The organism is Corallococcus carmarthensis, assembly GCF_003611695.1.
Classification (GTDB): Bacteria; Myxococcota; Myxococcia; order Myxococcales; family Myxococcaceae; genus Corallococcus; species Corallococcus carmarthensis.
In genome coordinates, this window is record NZ_RAWE01000012.1 from 1 (window position 1) to 22,304 (window position 22,304).

19 protein-coding genes and 1 pseudogene are annotated in these 22,304 nt (G+C 70.7%); 8 read left to right on the forward strand and 12 right to left on the reverse strand.

Translation table 11 applies throughout. From position 1 onward, the window contains the following. A pseudogene (locus D7X32_RS46165) lies at positions 1-319 on the reverse strand (hypothetical protein); the annotation flags it as partial. 732 nt (positions 320-1,051) lie between these two features. Continuing rightward, positions 1,052-2,659: a molecular chaperone DnaK gene (dnaK, locus tag D7X32_RS05545; protein ID WP_120601531.1), complete on the reverse strand. Its 1,608-nt coding sequence runs from the start codon at positions 2,657-2,659 to the stop codon at positions 1,052-1,054. Positions 2,660-2,872: 213 nt separating this feature from the next. Here dnaK and D7X32_RS05550 point away from each other — a divergent pair, with 213 nt between their 5' ends. Next, on the forward strand, positions 2,873-3,706 hold the full coding sequence (locus D7X32_RS05550; RefSeq protein ID WP_120601532.1) for a class II glutamine amidotransferase: 834 nt from the start codon (positions 2,873-2,875) through the stop codon (positions 3,704-3,706). Positions 3,707-3,715: 9 nt separating this feature from the next. Here D7X32_RS05550 and mrtX read toward each other — a convergent pair whose 3' ends face one another. From mrtX to polX, 3 genes are read right to left on the reverse strand one after another with little or no spacing between them, the layout of a single operon-like run. Continuing rightward, complete coding sequence (gene mrtX, locus D7X32_RS05555; protein ID WP_120601456.1) at positions 3,716-4,441, reverse strand: myxosortase MrtX; 726 nt, start codon at positions 4,439-4,441, stop codon at positions 3,716-3,718. Then, the gene (locus D7X32_RS05560; RefSeq protein ID WP_120601457.1) at positions 4,438-5,049 is read right to left on the reverse strand and encodes an MXAN_2756 family trypsin-like serine endoprotease; all 612 of its coding nucleotides are present in this window, start codon (positions 5,047-5,049) and stop codon (positions 4,438-4,440) included. The genes mrtX and D7X32_RS05560 overlap by 4 nt, the downstream gene beginning before the upstream one ends. 19 nt (positions 5,050-5,068) lie before the next feature. Continuing rightward, a complete protein-coding gene (gene polX / locus D7X32_RS05565) occupies positions 5,069-6,829 on the reverse strand; it encodes a DNA polymerase/3'-5' exonuclease PolX (protein WP_120601458.1) in 1,761 nt (586 codons plus the stop codon). A 66-nt stretch (positions 6,830-6,895) separates the two neighbouring features. Here polX and D7X32_RS05570 point away from each other — a divergent pair, with 66 nt between their 5' ends. The 7 genes from D7X32_RS05570 to eutB all read left to right on the forward strand — a co-directional run bounded on the left by D7X32_RS05570 (position 6,896) and on the right by eutB (position 15,905). Then, entirely contained in the window at positions 6,896-7,210 is a 315-nt protein-coding gene (locus D7X32_RS05570; protein WP_120601459.1) for a Rieske (2Fe-2S) protein, read from the forward strand. 251 nt (positions 7,211-7,461) lie between these two features. Then, positions 7,462-7,929, forward strand: a complete 468-nt coding sequence (locus D7X32_RS05575) for a MogA/MoaB family molybdenum cofactor biosynthesis protein (RefSeq protein WP_208752328.1) — start codon at positions 7,462-7,464, stop codon at positions 7,927-7,929. Between the two features lie 61 nt (positions 7,930-7,990). Further along, positions 7,991-8,920 carry a TIGR02757 family protein gene (locus D7X32_RS05580; protein ID WP_171448205.1) on the forward strand — a complete coding sequence of 310 codons (930 nt, stop codon included), beginning with the start codon at positions 7,991-7,993 and terminating at the stop codon, positions 8,918-8,920. 140 nt (positions 8,921-9,060) lie between these two features. Further along, complete coding sequence (locus D7X32_RS05585; protein WP_439328983.1) at positions 9,061-10,953, forward strand: two-component system sensor histidine kinase NtrB; 1,893 nt, start codon at positions 9,061-9,063, stop codon at positions 10,951-10,953. After that, positions 10,950-12,104 carry a hypothetical protein gene (locus D7X32_RS05590; protein WP_120601462.1) on the forward strand — a complete coding sequence of 385 codons (1,155 nt, stop codon included), beginning with the start codon at positions 10,950-10,952 and terminating at the stop codon, positions 12,102-12,104. Before D7X32_RS05585 ends, D7X32_RS05590 begins: the two co-directional genes overlap by 4 nt. 44 nt (positions 12,105-12,148) lie before the next feature. Further along, positions 12,149-13,543 (forward strand): hypothetical protein, encoded by a 1,395-nt coding sequence (locus D7X32_RS05595; RefSeq protein ID WP_120601463.1) that lies wholly within the window; start codon positions 12,149-12,151, stop codon positions 13,541-13,543. A 124-nt stretch (positions 13,544-13,667) separates the two neighbouring features. Then, positions 13,668-15,905 (forward strand): ethanolamine ammonia-lyase subunit EutB, encoded by a 2,238-nt coding sequence (gene eutB, locus D7X32_RS05600; protein WP_120601464.1) that lies wholly within the window; start codon positions 13,668-13,670, stop codon positions 15,903-15,905. Here eutB and D7X32_RS05605 read toward each other — a convergent pair. From D7X32_RS05605 to D7X32_RS05635, 7 genes are all read right to left on the reverse strand, one after another. After that, positions 15,902-16,153 carry a hypothetical protein gene (locus tag D7X32_RS05605; RefSeq protein ID WP_120601465.1) on the reverse strand — a complete coding sequence of 84 codons (252 nt, stop codon included), beginning with the start codon at positions 16,151-16,153 and terminating at the stop codon, positions 15,902-15,904. The genes eutB and D7X32_RS05605 overlap by 4 nt on opposite strands. A 224-nt stretch (positions 16,154-16,377) precedes the next feature. After that, positions 16,378-16,635, reverse strand: a complete 258-nt coding sequence (locus D7X32_RS05610) for a hypothetical protein (RefSeq protein ID WP_120601466.1) — start codon at positions 16,633-16,635, stop codon at positions 16,378-16,380. A 119-nt stretch (positions 16,636-16,754) separates the two neighbouring features. Then, a complete protein-coding gene (locus D7X32_RS05615; RefSeq protein ID WP_120601467.1) occupies positions 16,755-17,012 on the reverse strand; it encodes a hypothetical protein in 258 nt (85 codons plus the stop codon). A gap of 112 nt (positions 17,013-17,124) precedes the next feature. Beyond that, on the reverse strand, positions 17,125-18,612 hold the full coding sequence (locus D7X32_RS05620) for a phytoene desaturase family protein (protein ID WP_120601468.1): 1,488 nt from the start codon (positions 18,610-18,612) through the stop codon (positions 17,125-17,127). A gap of 188 nt (positions 18,613-18,800) precedes the next feature. Continuing rightward, entirely contained in the window at positions 18,801-19,553 is a 753-nt protein-coding gene (locus D7X32_RS05625; protein WP_120601469.1) for an energy transducer TonB, read from the reverse strand. A gap of 117 nt (positions 19,554-19,670) precedes the next feature. After that, the gene (locus tag D7X32_RS05630; protein WP_120601470.1) at positions 19,671-20,396 is read right to left on the reverse strand and encodes a response regulator transcription factor; all 726 of its coding nucleotides are present in this window, start codon (positions 20,394-20,396) and stop codon (positions 19,671-19,673) included. Beyond that, complete coding sequence (locus tag D7X32_RS05635) at positions 20,393-22,222, reverse strand: sensor histidine kinase (RefSeq protein ID WP_120601471.1); 1,830 nt, start codon at positions 22,220-22,222, stop codon at positions 20,393-20,395. The genes D7X32_RS05630 and D7X32_RS05635 overlap by 4 nt, the downstream gene beginning before the upstream one ends. Between the last annotated feature and the right edge of the window lie 82 nt (positions 22,223-22,304).

Here is a 22,304-nt window from a genome sequence, read left to right on the forward strand (position 1 = left end):
CGGCAGGTGTCGCGGTCGCGGTGGGACGCGTCGCGGCGGGCGTTGCCGGAGCCTGGGGCGGGGGCACCGCGCCCACGGCGGGTGTCGTGGTCGAGATGGGACGAGCAGCAGTGGGCGTCGCCGGAGCCTGGGGCGGAGCCACCGCGCCGACGGCCGGAATCGCGGAGACGGTGGGGCGTGCGCCCGTGGGCGTCGCCGGAGCCTGGGGCGGAGCCACCGCGCCGACGGCCGGAATCGCGGAGACGGTGGGGCGTGCACCCGTGGGCGTCGCCGGAGCCTGGGGCGGAGCCACCGCGCCGACGGCCGGAATCGCGGTCACGGTCGCGCGAGCAGTCGCGGGCGTTGCCGGAGCTTGCGGAGGGGTCACCGCGCCGACGGCTGGAATCGCGGTCACGGTGGGACGGGACTGCGCATTCGTCGCAGGCGGTGGGGCCGCGACACCCACGGACGGAACCCCGGACACCGTTGGCCGTGACGCGGCGGGGGTCCCCACGGGGGCGATGCCCGGCGGTGTCCCACGGGGCGCGGCCCCCACGGGCGCGAGGCCCGCGGGCGTCGGACGCGGCGGGGCTCCACTCGCGGGCGCGACGGAAGGCACACCGCTGGAGGACGCAGGCCGTGCTGTCGCTGGCGCCACGGGCGGAACGACGCCCGCCGGGGGAGCCTGCACGGTCGCTGGAGCCACCGCAGGCACCTGTCCCGAAGCTGGCCGTGCCGCGGGAGCCGTCACCGCTGGCACTTGCCCGGAAGCAGGCCGTGCCGCGGGCGGAACCGCGGGCACCTGGCCCGACGCGGGCCGTGCCGTCGCCGGAGCAATCGGGGGCGTGACGGGGGGCGGAGTGGCCCGGGCCGCCGGGGCCGTCCCCGAAGGCGCCGTCACCTTCGGCGGAGCCGCGGCGGGAGGCCGGGGCGCGGCGGGCGGAACGGACGGGGGCACGGAGGCCGTCAGCCGGGGCAGGGCGGGAGTCGCCGGACGCGCGGGGGCCGGGGGCGCCGGGGGCCCTGGCGGTGCGCCAGCGTTCGGATCGGAAGGCTCGGACATCGGCGGTGCCTAGTTGGCCACGGCGGGAAGATCGCTGTTGTGGTGGCCCGCGAGCCGCGTGTTGCGGTTCGACTGGATCGACTGCTGGATGTCCGCCTCCGTCATGCCGGACGACAACGTGATCGTCGTGGACGTCTTCTGGCCCGTCTCCACGTCACACGCGGACACGTTCACCAGACCGTCCGTGTTGATCTCGAACGTCACTTCGATCTTCACCTCGCCGCGATACCCGATGCGGAAGCCCGAGAACTCGAACTCGCCCAGCATCTCGCACTCCTCGGCGCGGTTGGACTCACCCTGGTACACGCGGATCTTCACCTTCTCCTGCCCGTCGCGGCTGGTGGTGAAGGTCTTCGACCGGTCGATGGGCACCGGCGTGTTCTTGTCGATGATCTTCTCCGTGTACCCGCCCACGGTTCCAATCCGCAGCGTCAGCGGCGTGACGTCCACCAGGAACGTCTCCGTCTTGCTGTCCAGGAGCGCGTGCGACTGGAGCGCGGCGCCCATGGCCACGACCTGATCCGGGTTGATGCCCTCCAGCGGGTCCTTCTGGAAGTAGTGCTTCACCGAGTTGCGGATGATGGGCAGCCGCGTGGGGCCGCCCACCAGGATGACCGCGTCGATGTCCGCCGCCGTCAGGCGCGCGCTCTGCAGGGCCTCGTCGCAGACCTTGAACGTGCGCTGCACCAGGTCCATCACCATCCGGTTGAACTGGTCCTGGTTGAGCGTGTTGCGCAGGTCCATCACGTTGCCGTTGGCGTCCTGGCAGATGCCCTGGCAGAGGATGTCCGCGGTGCCGTTCTGGCCCACGTCGATCTTCGCCTTCTCCGCCGCGTCCTTCAGCATCTGCAGGCAGTACTTGTTCTGCCGCAGGTCCAGCCGCGTGCGGTTGAGGAAGTCCTCCGCCATCCACGTCATGATGCGGTCGTCGAAGTCGTCGCCGCCCAGGTACGTGTCGCCCGCCGTCGCGAGCACCTCGAAGACGTCCTTGCCGATCTCCAGGATGGACACGTCGAACGTGCCGCCGCCCAGGTCGTACACGACGACGCGCTGGTTGACGTCCCGGCCAAAGCCATACGCGAGCGCCGCCGCCGTGGGCTCGTTGATGATGCGCAGCACCTCCAGCCCCGCGATGCGGCCCGCGTCCTTCGTCGCCTGGCGCTGGTTGTCGTTGAAGTACGCCGGGACGGTGATGACCGCCTTGGTCACCTCGCGGCCCAGGTACGTCTCCGCGACGGCCTTCATCTCCTTGAGCACCAGCGCGGAGATCTCCGGCAGCGAATAGCTGCGCTCCCGCACGCCGATGCGCACCGAGTTGTTGTCGCCCTCGACGATGCGGTACGGCATCACCGCCTGGGCCTTCTTCACCTCGTCGGAGAAGTAGTACCGGCCGATGAGCCGCTTCGCCGAGTACACCGTCGTCTCGGGGCTGGTGATGATGTTCTTCTTCGCCGCGTTGCCTACGAGCACGGATCCTTCCTCCAGGAAGGACACGCACGAGGCATGCGTCGTCTCGCCCCACTCGTTGGGGATGACCGTGGGCTGACCTTCGTGGACGACGGACACACACGAATACGACGTGCCCAGGTCGATGCCGATTGCGATGTCGTCCGCCATTCCGTCTCCGGTGAAGACCTGCACCCCGGTCCCTCGTGAGGAGGGCAGTCGGGAAGCGCCCGGAGGTTAGGCGCCACGCTGTGAGGTGTCAATTCAATGACTGATCAAATGCCAGCCATTTCAAGGGCTTAGCGCCAGAGCAGGGGAGCGGGTTCGCGGCGCTGAACCGGGGTCGGATGGACCTTATCCCTTGAGGTGAAGGGGGGAATCACCATGTCCGCCATCCTTGCCGCCCTGTCGTCGGATCCCAACCTGCTCCGGTGCGAGCTGCACCGGCTGACCCAGCAGGTGGTCCTCCGCCCGGAGGCTCGGGCCAATGCCCTGGGCGTAGGCTCCTACGCACAGGAGGAGGTCCTCCTGCGTCGCCTGGCGCCGGACCGGGAGCTCACGCTGGACGACCTGGGACCTCCCCACGAATCGGAGGCCGTGCTCTTCCATGCGGGCCGCCTGCCGCTGGGCCTGTCGCCCGAGGAGAACACCCAGCCCTTCCGGGCCCGCCACTGGTTGTTCGCCCACCAGGGCCCGCTGCCGGACTTCGAGCCCCTGCGCGCCCTGCTGCTGTCGCGCGTGCCGGAGCACCTCCAGCGGCAGGTGCGGGGGCCCACCGACAGTGAGGTCCTCTTCGCCCTGTTCCTCACGCGCCTGCGCGAACTGGGCCGCACGGATGATCCGCGCCTGGAGCCCACCGTCGCCGGCCGCGTGCTTCGTGACATGGTGCGCGAAGTGGAGGCCGCGCTCGTCCAGGTGGGGCAGGTGCGCACGCCGCCGCTCAACCTGGTGGCCACCAATGGCACCGTGCTGCTCGCCACCCGCTGTGGCGAATCCCCGCTGTACTACACGCGCCTGGAGGGCAGCGCGGAGTGCGCCCACTGCGGTGTGGACGCGGCCACGCCGGAGACGCATCCGGAGGTGGCCGCGCACCGCCGCCGGCGCACGGTGGTGGTGGCCAGCCACGTCACGCGCACCCAGGGCTGGGTGGAGCTGCCACAGGGCACGACGCTGGTGATGGGCGCGGACCTCCAGGTCCAGCACCTGACTGCGTCCTGACGCGGGCTGCTACGGGCCGCCGAAGAACGACACCTCCAGGAAGCGCACGAAGAGGTTGCAGGCGGCGTGGAAGAGGGCGCAGCCGACGATGGTGCCGGTGCGCTCGCGCATCCAGCCGAAGAGCAGCGCGGGGAAGAACACCGCCAGCCGCCACGTCTGGAAGATGGCCAGGTGCCCCAGCGCGAAGAGGAGCGCCGTCACCCAGAAGGCGCGTCCCAGCCGGGCGCCCAGCACCACGCGCCCCTGGGGCCACGCGTCGCGCAGGCGGGCCTGGATGTAGCCCCGGTAGAAGAACTCCTCCGGCAGGGCCACGACGAAGAGCTGATCAATCACCCACTCGCCGAAGCGCGGGGGCAGGCGCGGCTGGAAGTGGCCTTCGCCGATGATGGGCGTCAGGTGTTGCGCGAGCGCGGGCGGCAGGTGCGGCACCACCTGCACGAAGCCGGCGAAGCCCGCGAAGAACAGCGGCCCCACGATGGCGGACAGCACCAGGAACAGGCGCACGTCCTGCTTCCACGCGCGCAAGCTGAGGCCGTAGTCGCGGTAGTCCTCGTCGCGCCAGCGCATGGGGATGAGCGGCAGGTAGAGGAAGCCCACCGTGGCCACCAGCTTGGGCACGCTGCTGCCCCCGGCGATGACGAACGCCACGATGATGCCCAGGAAGCCCAGCGCCCAGAGGCCCACGGCCTCCTGCACCGCGCTCAGGCGGAAGGGTGGCCCCGGAGGGCGGCTCATGGCGTGTCCGCCGAGGCGAGCTCCGCCTTCACCGCGGACAGGGGCAGCGCCCTGGCGCCACGGCCCCGGCGCTCGACGACGAGGCCCACCAGCCGCCCGTCCCCGTCGTACAACGGACTGCCCGGCGCGAGCGTCAGGTCCACGTCGAAGAAGGGTGCGGGGGCGGCCTTCGCCACCGCGGCCTTCGGGGTGTCCCGCTGGCCCTTCTTGCGCGCGGGCATGACGCCCACCACCCAGCGGCCCGCGAGCCCCTCCGGCACCAGCCGCACCGGCGCCGCGGGCCACGCGCCCTGGGGACCCGCCACCACCGCGACCTGGAGCACCGTGCTGGAGAGCACCACGCGCGCCGTCAGGGCATTGCCCTCGTGCTCCACCTGGGCGGACTGCGGGCCCACGTGCGACACGGCGGTGAGCACCTGGCCGTCCGTGCCCACGATGATGCCGGGGCCCGCGTGCTGGGGGCCTCGCACGCGCACCGACGAGCGGGCGTGCAGCTCCAGCACGCGCTGGAGGTCCGCGCGCGAAGGACGGGCCTCCGCGCCGGCCCGCGCGGGCAGGGACAGGAGGAAACAGAGGAGGACGGGGATGACGAGGAGCGGGCGGAACATCTTCGCGCCCGCGAGCCTATCAGCGCTCCCGCAGGGCGGCGAGGAAGCTCTCCGCGGACCGGGTGTTGAGGATGTCCTTCTTCCTCGCCCAGCCCCGGCGCGCCGTGGCCACCGCGTAGGCCAGGTTCTTCAGGTCCTCCTGACGGTGCGCGTCGCAGCTCACCACCAGCTTCACCCCGCGTCCCACGGCCTGCCGCACGTACTCGGCCTTGAGGTCCAGCCGCGCTGGCTTGCCGTTGATCTCCACCGCGACGCCGCGCTCCCGGGCGCGCTCCAGGACCTCCTCCATGCGCAGGGGGTACGGTTCGCGGCTCTGGATGAGGCGTCCGGTGGGGTGCCCCAGGATGTGCAGGTGCGGGTTGTCCAGCGCGGCCAGCACGCGGCGGGTCATCTGGTCCTCATCCATGGAGTGGCGCACGTGGATGGAGGCGATGACGACCTCCAACTGCTCCAGCACGCTGTCCGCGTAGTCCAGCGCCCCCGACTCCAGGATGTCCACCTCGATGCCCTTGAGCAGCCGCACGCCGGGCACCGCCGCGTTCACGCGGTCGATCTCCTCCCACTGCCGCTTGAGGTCCTCCACCTTCAGGCCGCCCGCGTGGATGGCCGCCTCGCTGTGCTCGGTGATGGTGAGGTACTTGAGCCCCAGCGCCTGCGCCGCGCGCGCCATCTCCTCCAGCGTGTTGCGGCCGTCGGACCAGGTGCTGTGCGCGTGCACCGCGCCCTGCACGTCCTCGAGCGTCACCAGGTCTTCGGGCAGCTTGCCGGCCTTCGCGGCCTCCACCTCGCCGTTGTCCTCGCGCAGCTCCGGCGGCACCTCCTGCATGTCCAGCAGCCGGTACAGCGTCGCCTCGTCGGGGACGGGGACCTTGGTGCCGTCCTCGCGGTGCACGCCCCACTCCGAAATCTTGAGCCCCTTCTCATGGCCCAGGTTGCGCAGCCGGATGTGGTGCGCCTTGGAGCCGGTGAAGTGGTGCAGCGCGGTGGCGAAGTCCTCGTCCGGCAGCACGCGCAGGTCCACCTGGAGGTCGCCCTGCACCATGCGCACGGAGCACTTGCTGTCGCCCTTGCCCAGCACCGTGGCCACGCCCGGCGCGTTCGCGAGCGTGTCCAGCACCGGTCCCGCTTCCGCCGCGGAGGCGATGAGGTCCACGTCGGACACCGTCTCCGCGCGGCGGCGCACGCTGCCTCCCAGGCTGGCGCGCACCACGCCCGGGGCCTGGCGGATGAGTTCCAGCAGGGCCTCCGCGATGGGCAGGGCGTCGCCCAACAGCTTCCGCTCACCACGGGCGCGCCGGTACACCGCGATGCCGTCCAGGAGCTTCGCCTCGCTCTTGGCCCCGAAGCCCTTGAGCTCCCGCACGCGGCCGTCGCGGCAGGCGCGCTCCAGGTCCTCGACGCTGCCCACCTGGAGCTCGCTCCACAGGGCCGCCACCTTCTTCGGGCCCACGTCCGGCAGCTTCATCAGCTCCAGCAGGCCGGCGGGGAACTGGGCCTTCAGCTGTTCGAAGGCCGTCATGTGCCCGGTCGTCACCAGCTCGGTGAGCTTTTCGGCGAGCCCCGGGCCGATGCCCTGGAGCTCCTGCAGGCGGCCCTCGGTGACGATGGCGCCCAGGTCCTGCGGCAGGTTCGCGATGCGGTCCGCGGCGATGTCGTAGGCGCGGACGCGGAAGCCACTCTGTCCCTGGAGCTGGAGCAGCAGGGACATGTCCCGGAGGAGCTGGGCAACGGCCGCCTTGTCGGTGAGCACGGCGGTGGAGGGTGTCACGTCGGGAGTCACGGCCGGGAAATTAATGCCGGGGGAACGGGGGTGCAGGCCCGAACGTGTTGTGGGAAAAGGAACGCAATGACGAAGATCAAGCTGGGACCCGCGGACTTCGCCGAGAGGGAGATGCGGGGCTACGAAGTGGGCAAGCGCAACGTCTGCATCGCGAAGATCCAGGGCCGCTACAAGGGCCTGGATGACTGGTGCAACCACGCAGGGTGCCTGCTGTCGGGCGGACGCATCGAGGACAACATGGTCGTGTGCCCCTGCCACGAGGTCGGCTTCGACATGGACACGGGCCAGAACGCCACCTCCCCCGGCGTCTGTGATGACCAGCCGACGGTGCAGCTCACGGTCGAGGACGGCACGCTCGTCGTCGACCTGCCTGACGCCTGACCCTTCGCATCGCCACCTTCCCGCTTCCAGGAGCGTCCACCATGGGACACGACGGACACGATCACGACCATGACCACGGTCATGGCCACGGCCACCACCACGGGCATTCGCACGACCACGGCCATGGCCATTCGCATGACCACGACCATTCGCATGGCCACGACCATGACCACTCGCATGGTCACGACCACGACCATGGGCATTCGCACGAGGGCTCGGCGGTGGCGGCGGAGCACAAGTCGCGCGCGCCGGTGCATGTCAGTGCGTACGTGGTGACGTGTTCGGACAGCCGGGACGAGGCGCACGACGGCAGCGGGAAGGACCTGCGCGAGGGCCTGGCCGCCGCGGGGCACACCGTCGCCGGGCACACGGTGGTGAAGGATGATCCGGAGGCCATCCGGGGCGCGCTCGCGCAGGCGCAGGCGGCGGGAGCCCGCGCGGTGCTGTTCACGGGCGGCACGGGCATTGGCCGGCGCGACTGCACGGTGGAGACGCTGCGCGCGCTCTTCGAGAAGGAGCTGCCCGGCTTCGGCGAGCTGTTCCGGATGCTGTCGTACCAGCGCATCGGCAGCCCCGCGATGATGTCGCGCGCCACGGCGGGCACGTACCAGGGGATGATCCTCTTCGCGCTGCCGGGCTCGCCGCAGGCGGTGCGGCTGGCACTGGACGCGCTCATCCTCCCGGAACTGGGCCACGCGGTGCGCGAGCTCACGCGTTAGGACTGGTGGAAGGGCGCGGCGCCTCCGCCGCGTTCCAACCGACGACGTGGGAGCCCGCGAGATGAAGAAGCGCCGTGTCGCGCACACCGGCTTGAGCGCCCAGGCGGCCGACCGCCTGCGTCCCCGCCTGGATGCCTTCCTGGCAACCACCGACGCGAAGGCCCGCATCGGGTTCGATCCGGTGGAGTTCCCCCACCGCTACACGGATCCGCGCGACGTGGAGGTCAGCGCGCTGCTCGCGGCGGCGCTGGCCTACGGGCGCGCGGACCTCTTCCGCCCGAAGGTGGACGCGCTCCTGAAGCAGATGGGCCCGTCGCCCGCGGCCTTCGTGCGCGCGTTGGATGTCGCGGGAGCGAAGGCGCTCCTCACGGGCTTCGTGTACCGCTTCAACGTGGGCACGGACCTGGCGGTGCTGCTCCTGGGCATGGGTCAGGCCCTGCGCGAGCACGGCAGTCTGGAGGCCCTGTTCGTCCGGGGCTGGAAGACGAGCGGCACGCTCCACGGAGCGCTCGCGGCCTTCACCGCCGCGCTGCGGGACGTGCCCATGGACGCGCTCCGAAAAGCGATGGGGCCGGAGCGGGGGCTGCACCACCTGCTGCCTTCGCCCCTGGGACCGGGCGCGGCGAAGCGCCTCAACCTGTACCTGCGTTGGATGGTGCGCGGCCCGGATGCGGTGGACCTTGGCATCTGGAAGCAGATGCCCGCGTCAGCACTGCTGGTCCCACTGGACACGCACATCGGACGGATGGCGCTCCACCTGGGACTCACGAAGCGCACCGACCTCACGTGGCGTACGGCCGAGGAGGTCACGGCGTCGTTGCGGGCACTCGATCCAGAGGACCCCGTCCGCTACGACTTTGCTTTGTGTCACTACGGCATGAGTGGCGCCTGCCCGGCGAAGACCTTGCCCCAGCACTGCGCGAGCTGTTCGCTCCTACCTTCCTGCAAGGTAGGGCCCCGAATCGTCGCGCGCGGTTCCGTGCAATTCTGAGTCCCACCGGACCCGGAAATGGGCTACGGGCAGTCCGCGAGGCCCCGCGTTGACGGGTTGGCACGGTCAAGGCTGCAATGCGGACGGGCAACGCGGGAAGAATGATCCCGTGGGGCGCGAGGAGCGACGCGGTGCACGCAATGCTGGTGGCGGTCCCAGCCCCGGTGGCCCAGGACGTGGAGCGCGATCTATGCGCCACGGCCGAGGGGCGCGCGTGCCGTGTGATCCGCGTGGAGACCCCGCCGGAGCCGCTGCCTGAAGGACTGCTCGTCCTGTGGGACCACGGCGGCCCGCTGGAGGCCGTGAAGGCGCGCTGCCAGTGGGCGCACGCGCGGCGGTTGCAGACGCGCACGTGGCTGGTGGTGCTGACGACGCGCGACGGCGTGGACGCGGAGGCGCTGATCAACGCGGGCGCGGACGAGTGCGTGGCCCCGCCCGGCACGCACTGGAGCGCGAGGCTGGTGGCGCTGCGGCGCAGGTCCGCGGACGGAGACGCGCAGGCGCTCCGGCGGGCCCGCGACATGTTCCAGGGCGCGCTGGACGCGGTGCCGGAGCCGCTGTTCATCAAGGACCGCGAGCACCGCCTGGTGGCGATCAACGGCGCCTACTGCCGCCTGTTGGATCAACCCGCCGAAGCGCTGCGCGGCACCGTCTCCTCGGCGCAGGTGCCGCCGCATGAAGCGGAGGCGTCGTGGCGCCAGGACGAGCGCGCCTTCACCACCGGGCAGACCGTGGAGGACGAGGGTTCGTTCACCGACTCGAAGGGCCGCTCGCGCGAGGTGCTCACGCAGCGGGCCGCGTACTCGCTGCCCAACGGTGAGCGCTTCCTGGTGGGGCTCGTGCGCGACGTCACCGAGCGCACCCGCCTGGAGACGCAGCGGCGGCTGGCGGAGCGGATGACGTCCGTGGGCACGCTGGCCGCGGGCGTCGCGCATGAGATCAACAACCCGCTCTCCTATGTGACCTCCAACCTGGCCTACCTCTGGGAGCGCGTGGCGCAGCCGGTGTTGCCGGTGCCGGCCGAGCAACTGGAGGAGCTGCGGCAGGTGGTGGCCGAGGCGCTGGAGGGAGCGGGGCGGGTGCGCTCCATCGTGCGCGACCTGCGGACGTTCTCGCGCACGGAGGAGGAGCAGCACGGGCCGGTGGACGTGCGGCGCGCGGTGGAGGGCGCGGTCAAGTTGATGCGCGACGAACTCCAGCACCGCGCGCGCCTGACGTGTGACCTGGAGCCAGTGCCCGCGGTGCATGGCAACGAGGGCCGGCTGGGCCAGGTCGTCACGGGCCTGCTGATGAACGCGCTCCAGGCCTTCGGCGAGCGGCCTCCGGAAGAGAACCTGCTCAAGCTGAGCGTGCGCCCGGGCCGCGAGGGCCACGTGCTCATCGAGGTGGAGGACAACGGGCACGGCATGCCCCCGGAGGTGCGCCAGCGCATCTTCGATCCGTTCTTCACCACGCGCTCCCCGAAGGGCGGCACGGGCCTGGGCCTGTCCATCTGCCTCACGCTGGTGCACGCGATGGGCGGCCACATCGAGGTGTCCAGCGAACAGGGGCAGGGCAGCCTCTTCCGCGTGGAGCTGCCGGCGCTCGCGTTGCTGCCCGAAACGGCCCGGCCCGCGCAGGCGGTCCAGGCCGTGGTGGAGGACTCCTCGCAGGCGGTGCGCGCGACGCGGAACCTGCGCAGGCTGCTGCTCATCGACGACGAGCCGGCGGTGGGCAGCGCGGTGAGCCGGCTCTTGCGCAACCTCTACGACGTGCACGTCATCCAGGACGCGCGCGAAGCGCTGCGGCGGCTGTCGCATGGCGAGAAGTTCGACGCCATCCTCTGCGACCTGATGATGCCGGGCATGAGCGGCATGGACTTCCTGGTGGAGCTGGAGCGGCTGGCGCCGGAGCTGGCGCCGCGCACCGGCCTGATGACGGGCGGGGTGAACCCGCAGGCCCGTGAGTTCGTGGGCCGCCGCGCGCGCGAGCTGCTGGAGAAGCCCTTCGAGCGCGACCAGCTGTGCACCTTCGTCGAAACCCTGATGCAATGAAGCGCCGGACGCGCTGGACGCTGGGGGCCGCGCTGGCGGCCCTGCTGCTCGCGGTCGTCTTCCTGGTGCCGCCCGAGCTGCGCGGGCTGTCCTTCGTGCTGCGCGCGGCGGGCCTCCACGGCACCACGGCCGATGCCGTGGCCCGCCATGGCACCGGGGCCTTCACCGTCACGGACCTGAGCGTGCCCACGCGCCACGGGCCGGTGCGGGCGCGGCTCTACCAGCCGGATGAGCGCAAGCGCCGGCTCATCGTGCTCACGTCGGGTGTGCACGCGGCGGGCATCGACGAGCCCCGGCTGGTGAAGCTGGCGGAGGACCTGGCCATGGGGGGACAGCCGGTGCTCACGCCCGAGCCGCCGGACCTGCTGCGCTACGAAATCACCCCGCGCCTGCCGGACGTCATCGAGGACACGGCCCTCTGGGCGCTGGGGCCGGGAGCGCTGGCGCCCGAGGGGAAGGTGGATCTCTTCGGCATCAGCTTCTCCGGGGGTCTGTCCGTCGTCGCGGCGGGCCGGCCTGCGCTGCGCGACAAGGTGGCCGCGGTGCTGTCCTTCGGCGGGCACGGCGAGCTGTCGCGCGTGCTGTCCTTCCTGTGCACGGGCGTGCAGGCGGACGGGGTGCACCGCACGCCGCACGACTACGGCGTGGTGGTCATCCTGCTGAACGTCGCGGACCGCCTGGTGCCACCGGAGCAGGTGGAGGCGCTGCGCAAGGGCGTCCTCAAGTTCATGCACGCGTCGCACCTGACGCTCGTGGATGGCAAGCAGGCGGAAGCCGCGTTCGCGGAAGCCCGAGCGATGGAGGCCACGTTGCCGGAGCCCGCCGCCACGCTGCTGCACCAGGTGAACACGCGCGACGTGGCCGCGCTGGGGCCCCGGTTGCTGCCCTTCGTGAAGGGCTTCGCCGGAGACCCGTCACTGTCGCCGGAGCACTCCCCCGCGCCCCGGGCGCCGGTGTACCTGCTGCACGGGACGGATGACTCGGTCATCCCCGCCATCGAGTCCACGCTCCTGGCGCGCGCACTGGAGCCGCACACGCACGTGCACCTTCGGCCCACGCCGCTGATCACCCACGCGGAGATGGACCGGCAGTCCGGCGCGATGGAAGCGCTGAAGCTGGTGCACTTCTGGTCCGCCCTCCTCGACGAGTAGTGCGCCGCCGCGCGACTTGACGTCCGAGCCCGTGAGCGGGTGCCATGGCGGGCATGTCCGTGTCCCTCATGGTGTCCTTCGGGCTTGGCTGGCTGTTGGCGGCCGCGCCTTCGCAGTCGGAGCGCATCGTCCCGTGTACGCCGGGCACTTCCGATTGGAGCTCGGCGAAGGAGGAGTTGGCCGCGTTCGACGCGCGGATGGAGGCGCTCCCGGAGGACGGCGAGGTGGAGGAGGCGCGGACGGCGATGCGGGTCCTGCTGGGCCACCGTTGCTTCGGCATCGCTCGTGAGGAGGAGCACCGCGAGCCGTTGACCGTGGACGCTGAGCACAGCGTGCCCGCGCTCGCGCTGAAGGCGTGGTGGCGCGACGGGGGCAAGGCTTACTTCGCGTCCCAGCTGGAACTGGGCCGTGCCGGGGCACAGACCGTCGTGATTCCTCCGGACCTCCGTGACGTGCTGTCGCGCGAGTCCTCGCCCAGGCATCGGCTGGCATCCCTGCTGTGTCCCTTGAAGGCCGGTGCGTGCGGCGCGGAGACCGAAGCCTGGCGCGCGAGAGCGGAGAAGGCCTTCCGGCGGGAGAACCGCCGCCCCGGCACGTTCGACGAGGATGCGCCGCCTCCGCCGGACTGCATGAAGGAGGCCCGGAAGCAGCCCTCACGGCTTCGCTACAAGGCCTGGCGAGGATGCCTGGCACTCGAACCCAAAGCGCGTCAGGTCCAGTCGGTGCTGCCGCTGGGACGCATCCGCGTTCCGATGGATGGCTGGCTGGTGATCCGGGGCCGGCGAGGGCATTACAACTTCTGTGATCAGCTCGACGCGTACCACCTGGCGACGGGGACCACGTACCGCTCGAACAGTTGCTCCAATCTGGCGCTGAAGTCCGACGGCAAGGTGGACGCGGCGGGGACGGACGCCGCGCGCCAATCCGGTGTGAAGGTGGGGCGCGTGTCGCTGGAGCGGATCCGCGAGCTGATGTGGATGTTGCTGCTGGAGCCCGAAGTGGAGGACGGCGTGCAGGTGGAGGCCGTGCGCATCCCGGTGCCGAAGGGCCTCCGCGTCGAGTGGCCCGTGACCGATGAAGGGAGCGGAGGCGGGATCTCCGGTGGGGCCTTTGGAGGCTCCTCGGCGCAGACGACCCTGAGCTGGAACTGGTTTCCTCCCGGAGGCGCGGAGCTCGTGTCGGGCCAGTTCACGTTTCCCTATTCGTGGGCTCCCGGCGAGGACCACGCGAACGTGCTCATGACCGAGGCGGAGGCCACATTCCAGGAAGGCTGCCCGGCGTTGCCCGTCCCCGTCAGGGAGCTCGACTTCACGCGCGAGCCCGGCGTCAACAAGCTCGATGCGCCGGAGGGCGTGTCGCGGGTGCAGGACGCGCGGGTGGACGCGTTACTCACCTGGAAGCCGCCACCGGGGTGCGTCCCGGGCAAGGACGGTGGATGAGCTTCGGCGCGCTGACGATTGCAACAGCAAGCATCGTGTGGAGCAGGCGTCCGGGCGTCACGCAGGCGACAGCGCCGTGGGGGGATGGTGGCGCGGCGGGGGCGCCGGATAAAGCTCTCGTCCCATGAGCGTCCGTCTCCCCGACGTCCACCCCGACGAAGACGTGTTGGACTACGTGCAGCGCCTGAGCGGTGGCTTCGATGCGCGCCTGTATCAACAGGTATTGGGCGCGGCGAACGCGTTCAAGGAAGGCGACGCGGCCATCGGTGTCGCGGCGGCGGATGAGGACTCGCGACGGAATGCGCGGACCCTGCTGTCGCGCACGCGGTTGGACGACGTGCACGCGCATCCTCCGTTCGAGGACCGGCTGCACATCTTCAACCTGGAGGCGTGGGACTCCGCGCGCTGGAAGCGCGTGGCGGGCTGGACGCTGGGCCAGCTCAAGGACTTCCTGCTCACCGCTGGCGAGTCGCAAGTGCATGAAGTGCTCGATGGTCTCCCCAGCGATGTCATCGCGTGCGTCGTGAAGCTGATGACCGACGCGGAGCTCAAGGCGGTGGGTGGGCGCATCTTCCATCCGTTGCCGGGCAGCCGCGTGGGCGCGAAGGGCTACCTGGGCGCGCGCTTGCAGCCCAACTCGCCCACGGATCATCCGGAGGACATCCGCTGGCAGGTCTTCAACGGGTGGTCCTTCGCGGTGGGCGACGTGGTGTTGGGGACCAACCCGGTGTCGTCGGATCCGGCGTCGGTGGCCGCGGTGGAGTCCGCGCTGCACGACGTGCTGACGACGTTCGGGCTGGAGGAGGTGATGCCCCACTGCGTGCTCGCGCACATCGACGTGCAGGCGCAGGTGGAGGCGCTGCGGCCGGGCACCACGGGCATCTGGTTCCAGAGCCTCGGCGGGAACGAGGCGGCCAACCGCACCTTCGACGTGACGCTGGAGAAGATGGTGGCGCACGCGGCGGCGCGCACCGGGCGGTGGGGCCTGTACTTCGAAACCGGGCAGGGCGCGGACGCGACGAACGGCCACCATCACGGCACGGACATGCTCATCCACGAGTCGCGCAAGTACGGCTTCGCGCGGGCCCTGAAGCGCCGGGTGGCCATCGCGCAGGCGGGCGCGGGGCGCGACGCGGAGCCATGGGTGCACGTCAACGACGTGGCGGGCTTCATCGGGCCGGAGGTGTTCCGCACGCGCGAGCAGCTGGTGCGCTGCTGTCTGGAAGACATCGTGATGGGCAAGCTGCACGGCCTCACGCTGGGCCTGGACGTGTGCTCCACGCTGCACATGGACGTGACGCTGGACGACCTGGGCTGGTGCCAGGAGCAGCTCGCGGAAGCGGGGCCCGCGTACATGATGGCGCTGCCCACGCGGAATGATCCGATGCTCAGCTACCTCACCACGTCCTTCCAGGACCACGTGCGGCTGCGCGAGCGGCGCGGCCTGAAGGTGGACGACCGGATGTGGGCGTTCTTCCAGCGCCTGGGCGTCATCGACGCCGATGGCCGGCCCACGAAGCACTTCGGGGATCCGGCGCACGTCTACGTGCACTACCGCCGCCACAAGGGCGACACGAGGACGGAAGGCGAGCTTCGGGCGGAGGCGGAAGCGAAGATGGCGGAGGTGCGCGCCCGGAGCGTGCCTCTAGCGGTGGGGCACGGCGAGGAGCCCTGGACGCTGGAGCCGTCGCTGGAGAAGGACCTGCGAGGGTTGTACGAGGACGCCAAGGTGGGTTTGTGGTCGGAGCTGTCCGACGCGGCGGTGGAGGCCCTGCCGGGCGCGGTGCGGCTGCGGACGAACTCCGAGGACCGCCGCGACTACATCCTGCATCCGCCGTCGGGCGAGTCGCTGGACGCGAAGTCGGAGGCCACGGTGCGTGCGCTGCGTGACCGGCAGGGCGGACGGTGGGACGCGCAGATTGTGATTTCGGACGGCTTGGATCCGCGCTCGCTGATGGACGCGGGCCACCTGGCGCCGTTCCTGGCGCGGCTGCGCGCGGAGTTGGAGGCGACGGGCTGGAGGGTGGCGCCGGAGGTGCTGGTGGTGAAGCACGGCCGGGTGCGCGCGGGCTACCAGGTGGGCCAGCTGCTGTTCGGCGCGGAAGGGGACACGCGTCCGCGCGCCCTGGTGCATGTGATTGGCGAGCGCCCCGGCTCCGGGCACCACGCCTTCTCCGCGTACCTCACCGCGCCGGACGCGGACACCTGGGCGAAGCCGGGCGCGGTGGACCACGACCGCACCCGGCTCATCGCCGGCATCTCCGACACCAGCGTCAGGCCGGAGGATGCCGCCGTGGAGTCAGCGCGGATCCTCGCGGAGACGCGGACTTCAACCGCCTCCGTGGTGTCGGGGGTGGGCTAACAGCTGGTGTTCTCCCAGTAGGTCGAAGACGTCTGGCCCCAGCTCACCCAGTTTCCGCAATAGCACCCGCGCTGACCGACGATGATCGAGTGGGACGCGTTGTTGTAATACGTGATCATGTTGTCAGTGTTGAGGCAGTCCGGGAGCGCCGACTCCTGCGAGGCCAGGTCCGACCCCTCCTCCAGCTCCATGGGACCGCCACAGCCCACCGCCATCGCCAACAGACCGCCAATCAGGAACGTGCGCATGCGTCCTCCGTGAGGGGGTTGCCGCGCGAACCTACACCATGCGTCTGTCGTTGGAATCTCCGGGAACCGACGCGACTGCATCCAGCATCCGCCATCGCAGGTGGACGCCGGCATCTCCGACATCAGCATCTGGCCGGAGGACGCCGCCGTGGCGTCGGCGTGAAGTCGGCGCGGATCCTCGCGGAGACGCCGACTTCAACCGCCTTCGTGGTGCCGGGAGTGGCTCAGCAGTTCTGGCGGGTGTTGTGGTAGGCCGACGTCTTCCCCCAGTTGATATAGGTTCCGCAGGAACACCCGCGCTCACCGATGACCGCCGTGAGGGACGCGTTGTAGTAGCGGACGACGCTGGTCGGGAGGTTGGTGCAGTTCGGGAGCGGCGACTCCTGCGAGGCCAGGTCCACCGCCTCCTCCTGCTCCTGCTCCATGGGACCGCCACAGCCCACCGCCATCGCCAACAGACCACCAATCAGAAACGTGCGCATGCTTCCTCCATGAGGGGTTTGCCGCGCGAACATAAACCGATGCGTCTGTCTTTGGAATCTCCGTTGAGTGCGTGACCCAGCGCGCAATGCCGGGTCACGCCACCTCCGACGTCAGCGGTTCAGCACTCCAGGATGTACTCCGAGTAGACCGACCGGCCGCCCCAGTTGTAGAGCCCGCCGCAGTAGCAACCAAACTCACCGATCAGCTCGGTGTGCGCGGCGTTGTTGTAGTACCTGTGCAGGTTCGCGTTCGGCTCGTTGGAGCAGTCCGGCAGCGGAGCCTCCTGGGAGGCAAGGTCCGGCTCGCCCTCCTGCTCCATGGGGGCGCCACAGCCCACCGCCATCGCCAGCAGACCACCGAGAATGAATGACCGCATGTGTCCTCCTTGAGGGGGACGCAAACCATACGCGGTCCACGACTGCGCTTGAAACAGTTATCGCGGATTTCAGTTTAACGGTGGATGACGGGTTGCATTGTAAAACAGTGCTTCAGCGCACCGCGGCGATGCTCGCGGCGGTGCGCACGCCACCCACCGCGGTGGCCAGGGTGCTCTGGCCTGGGAACACGGAGTCCCCCACGAGCCACAGGCCGCGCTGCGCCTGGAACGGCCCCAGGAGGCGGTAGTTGTCCAACCCCGCGCGCCGGGGCACGCCACCCACCGCTCCGGCCTCGCGCAAGGTGAAGCGCTGGAACGTACGCGGCGAGGCCGTCATGACGTGCACGACGTTGGCCATCCACTCCGGGAGCAGCGCCTCCAGGTTCTCCCGCATCCGCGCATGGAGCCCGGCGAAGTAGGGCGCCTGTTCCTCCGGCGCCATGCCCGCGAGCTTCTTCAACGGCACATGCGTCGACACCGTCACCGTGCGCTGTCCCGGCCGCGCACGCCCTTCGTCCGCCGCCCCGCTCACGGAGGCGAAGAGGTGGTTTCCTTCGATGAAGGGCGCGTTCTCATCGCGCACCAGCTCGAAGTGATGCGCGCCGCCGGAGTCACCCTCCGGAGGACGCACCACGAGGTACAGCATCGCCGCGCCCCAACCTTCATCCACGCGCTCCGCGAGCGCATCCACCCGGGGAAGCCGTCCCACTGGCGCATCCAGCAACGTGCGCAGCCCCTGGGGCAACACGTTGGCCACCACGTGCCGGGCGAGCAATTCGCCCCTGCGCGCCGTCACCCGCCAGCCTCCATCCACGGGCGTCACCGCGCGCACCCGGTTCGCCATGAGTACGTCACCGCCTCGGGCGGTAATCGCCTTCGTCAGCGCCGTCGCCAACCGGCCGATGCCGCCCCGGACGTGTCCCGTGCCACGCCAGTAGTAGTCCATCGCCGCGAACGCGAACGGGGCCTCCGCCTCCGCGGCGGCGCACTGCACGGTGATCTGACAGAGCGCATCCAGGTACGTGCGCAGCGGCGTGAAGCCCTCCAGTCCGTGATGCGCGAGCACCGCGCCCAGGGGCCGGCCCAGCCAGCGCGCCACCGGCGCATACGTCCACGCGCGCCCCGCATGCCGCATCAGCGTCTTCAGGCTCAAGGGCGGCAGCAGGTCCGGGTCATCGAACAGCGGCCACAGCGCGCCGGCCACCTGGGCCTGCATCTCGAAGAACCGCTGGATGCCCTGCACGGGTGCTCCAGGCAGCGCGCACAGCTCCGCGATGAGTTGGTCCCGGTCGCGGTGCACTGGCAACCGCATCCCCGGGGTTCGCAGCTCCACCAGGGGATCCAGCCAGTCCACCGTCACATCCAGCGCATGCTCGCGGATCCACCGGCCGAAGAGCTGATGCTCACCGAACCCGGAGAACAGCGTGGCGCCGGACTCGAAACCGTAGCCGCCGCGCCGGAAGGTGCTCGCGCAGCCACCCGGGTAGTTGAGCCCTTCGCAAAGCGCCACCCGGGCGCCACGGCGGCACAACTCCAGCGCCGTGCCCAGGCCACCGAAGCCCGCACCCACCACCACCGCGTCGTACCAGGTGTCCGCCATTGCTCGGGAAAAGGGACCGGCACCGAAAGCGGGCCGGGGGAGGCCCGCTCCTTCCGGTGCCGGTATCGCGCACATGGCCGAGCGCGACGGGACTTTCCTAACGGGCCCGCACTTCCGCCGCGATTCTTTTCCCCTCCCGAGGGGGAGGCGGGCGTCCGGCCGCTTCCACTGGCGGACACCCGCCCCGGCTACCGGGGCATCTTCAGCCTGATGTTGAACGTGTACGACACGTTCACCGGACGGCCCTGGAACATCAGCGGCTGGTACTCGCGCGAATAGAGCGACTCCAGCACCGCGTCATTCATGAACGGCAGGCCCTTGATGATGCGGCAGTCGCGCACCCGGCCCTCCGTGGTGATGACGCACTTCGCGATGATCATCCCCTCCACACCCGCGAGCTGCGCTTCGCGCGTGTAGCTGAACTGCGAACCGCTCAGCATCCGGGGAGGCGTCATCCCGCCCTGGAAGGGCAGCACCTCCGTGCCCGTGGGCGCGACGTTGATCACCGGCACGCCCACCACGCCGATGGGGCTGTCGCTGTCCGAACTGCCATCCGGGTCACCCACCGGGCCGGTGTCGCCCGTGCCCGTCGCGTCGGTCGTGCCCGCCGCGTCCGCGATCGTCGTCGGCTCCGGATCCGGCTTCGCCGCCGGCGGATCCGCGGGCAGCGGCTTCGGGTTCAGCGGGATGCGGTCCGTGCGCGGCTTCGGCTTCGGTGCGGTCGTGGCCGGCTTCGGCTGCGTGGTCTGCTTCACTCCCTTCCGGATGGCGGTCGCATGGATGACGACAGGCACGAAGGGCTGTTCGATGGTCTCGGGCACGCGGCCGGAGATGAAGAACACCAGGCCCAGGAGCCCCGCGTGCACGCCGATGGACACCCACGCGCCCGTGCCGAACCGTCCCGAGCGCACTCCCCGCCGTTCGATGACCGACTCAAACATCTGACCCGCCTCCTGGTTGGTACGGACGCTCCAGGCGTCCCGTCCCCACAAGATGCAAGGTACGAAGTCGCGCCAGCCGAAAGGCCGACAGCGCTCCATGTGTCGGTCATGATTGCGTCATGACGGGCCGCCGCTCAGGACCTCCATCCGGTAGCCCACGCCGCGCAGCGTGTGGATGGTGAAGCCCGACGTGCTCGTCCACCCGAGCTTCTTCTTCAGGTTCGACACGAAGTTGTCCACCGTGCGCGGATCCACCACCACGTCGCGGCCCCACACCGCGTCCAGGATTTCGCCCCGGGGCAGCGCGCGGTCGCGGTGCCGCAAGAGGAACGCCAGCAGGTCGAACTCCGTGCGCGTCAGGTCCACTTCGCCGCCGTCCGCCCGCAGCACCGCGCGGCGGCCCAGGTCCAGCGTGAAGGTGCCAAAGGTCACCACCTGCGGCGGCGCCGTGCCCGCCCGGCGCACCAGCGCCTGCACGCGCGCGAGCAATTCGCGCAGGCGGTAGGGCTTGGTGAGGTAGTCCTGCGCGCCGGCCTCGAAGCCTCGCACCAGGTCGTCCTCCAGCGAGCGCGCGGTGAGCATCAGCACCATGCTCTTCACGCCCTCCGAGCGCAGGCGGCGGCAGAAGCTGTAGCCGTCCTCGCCCGGCAGCATCACGTCCAGGATGAGCAGGTCGAACACCCGCGACTGCAGGTGCGGCGCGGCGTCCTTCGCGGAAGGGGCGTCCGTGACGTCGTAGCCCTCGTCGCGCAGGTTGTCGCGCAGGCCCAGGCGCAGGTTGGCGTCGTCCTCGACGATGAGGATGGTCGGGCGGGTGGAGGGGGGCGGCGTTTGCGTCGTCATCGGCGCGTCTCGGGAAAGGTCAGGGCGAAGGTCGTGCCTTCGGGGCCGGAGGAAGCCACCTGGATGCTGCCCTGGTGCAGGCCCATGATTCTGCGGCACAGCGCCAGCCCCAGGCCACTTCCATGCACTTCCGGCCCGGGCGTTGTCAGCCGGTAGAAGTCCTGGAACACGCGCTCCCATTCCTCCGGGGGGATGCCCACCCCGTTGTCGCTGAAGAGCACGGTGGCGCCATAGCCCGGCTGCGGATAGGCGCGCACGGTGAGCACCACCGGGCTGCGCTGGTTGTAGAGGCAGGCGTTGCGGCCCAGGTTGGCGAAGAGCATCCGCACGAGCGACGCGTCCGCGTCCAGCTCCACGTCCTCCACCTGCGAGCGGATCTCCACCGGCACGGTGACGGCGTCCTGCAGGTCCTCGCGCAGCGTGCCCACCGCCTCCTCCAGCCGCACGTGGGCGGGCCTCAGCGCCCATCTCCCCTTGTCGATGCGGTTGAAGGACAGGATGTTCTCCACCAGGAAGTGCAGCCCCTCCGCCGCGCGCACGATGCGGGTGGGGTAGTCCCCGGCCTCCGGGATCTTGCCCAGGCGGCGCTCCAGCGTCTCGCCCAGCAGGCGGATGGACGCGAGCGGCGTGCGCAACTCATGCGACACGGTGGAGACGAAGTCGCTCTTGAGCTCCACGAAGCGGTACTTGCGCTGCTGGGCCACCACCGCCAGCGCAGCGATGGCCGACGCGAGCGCGCCGCACGCCGCGACCAGCAGCGTCTTCAGGCCGTATCGCGCCTCGATGTCCGCCTCCGCCGCGGCCCACCCCGGCGTGGCCACCTCCAGCCCCGGATGCTTCAGGGGACGCGCCACGCCGCCGGGCCCCAGCCGCACCTGTCCATCCCTGGGGATGAGGTTGCGCCCGCGCAGCTCCTGCGTCAGGTCCGCGAGCAGCGCGGACATGTCCACGGCCAGCCCGTGCACCTGTTCGGCCGCGGGCTCCACGTACCACTGCTCGGCCAGGAGCGTGGGGCCGTCCAGCGGTTCCGGCAGCACCAGCGCGCCCGCGCCGGCCTCCTGCACGCGGGCCACGAAGGCGTCGTGGGGCTCCACCAGCGCGCGGCTCACTCCCACGATGCGCGCCTGGAGGAAGTCGAAGTCCGGCTGCGTGAGCTGGGGGCGGGCACGCAGCACGTTGCGTTGCAGGCCCGGGTCCCGTGCCATGCCGCCCAGCTCCTCCGGAAGGCCTTCGCGCACCAGCGCCCGGATGAGGAGCGGCGTGTCCCCTCCGCGTTGCAGGTACTCCACCATGAGCAGCGTGAAGGGCAGCTCCTGATCCGGCGGCAGCGGGTGCGCCGCGTGGTAGCGCAGGAGTGCCTCCACCGCCGCCTCCGTGCGCGCCTCGTTGCCGGAGAGCAGGGCGGCCCCCGCCGCGCGCAGCCGCGAAAGCCGCTCCTGGAAGGGCGCCGGGGCCAGGCCGTCCTCCAGCGCGTGCGCCAGCATCGTGTAGGTGGCCTGCGCGGGGACGTCCGTGCCTTCCCGGGGCCAGTCCACGCGCGGCAGGAACTGGTGGCCGCGGAAGAGCAGGTAGTAGCCCTCCGCGGGCAGCAGCGGATCCCCCACGGCCGCGTTGAGGTTCGGCAGGCGGGTCTTCATCAGCTGCGCGAGCGCCGTGCGCAGCGACTCCGCCGCCAGCTGTTCCAGCGCGACCCGCCGCGAACGCACCTGGGCGCGGGCGTCCTCACGCTCCTGGGTGAAGATGCGCTGGAGGCTCACCAGCCCCCATCCGAGGGCCAGCAGTCCAAAGCCCAGTGCGAGCAATGTGGGGAGGAGTCGGCGCAGCATTCGCGTCCCGCCGGACTGTAGCAGTGTCGACAGGATTGCGGGCCTGGAGCCTTGAGGGTGAATAAAGTGTAGGAGGCCCACG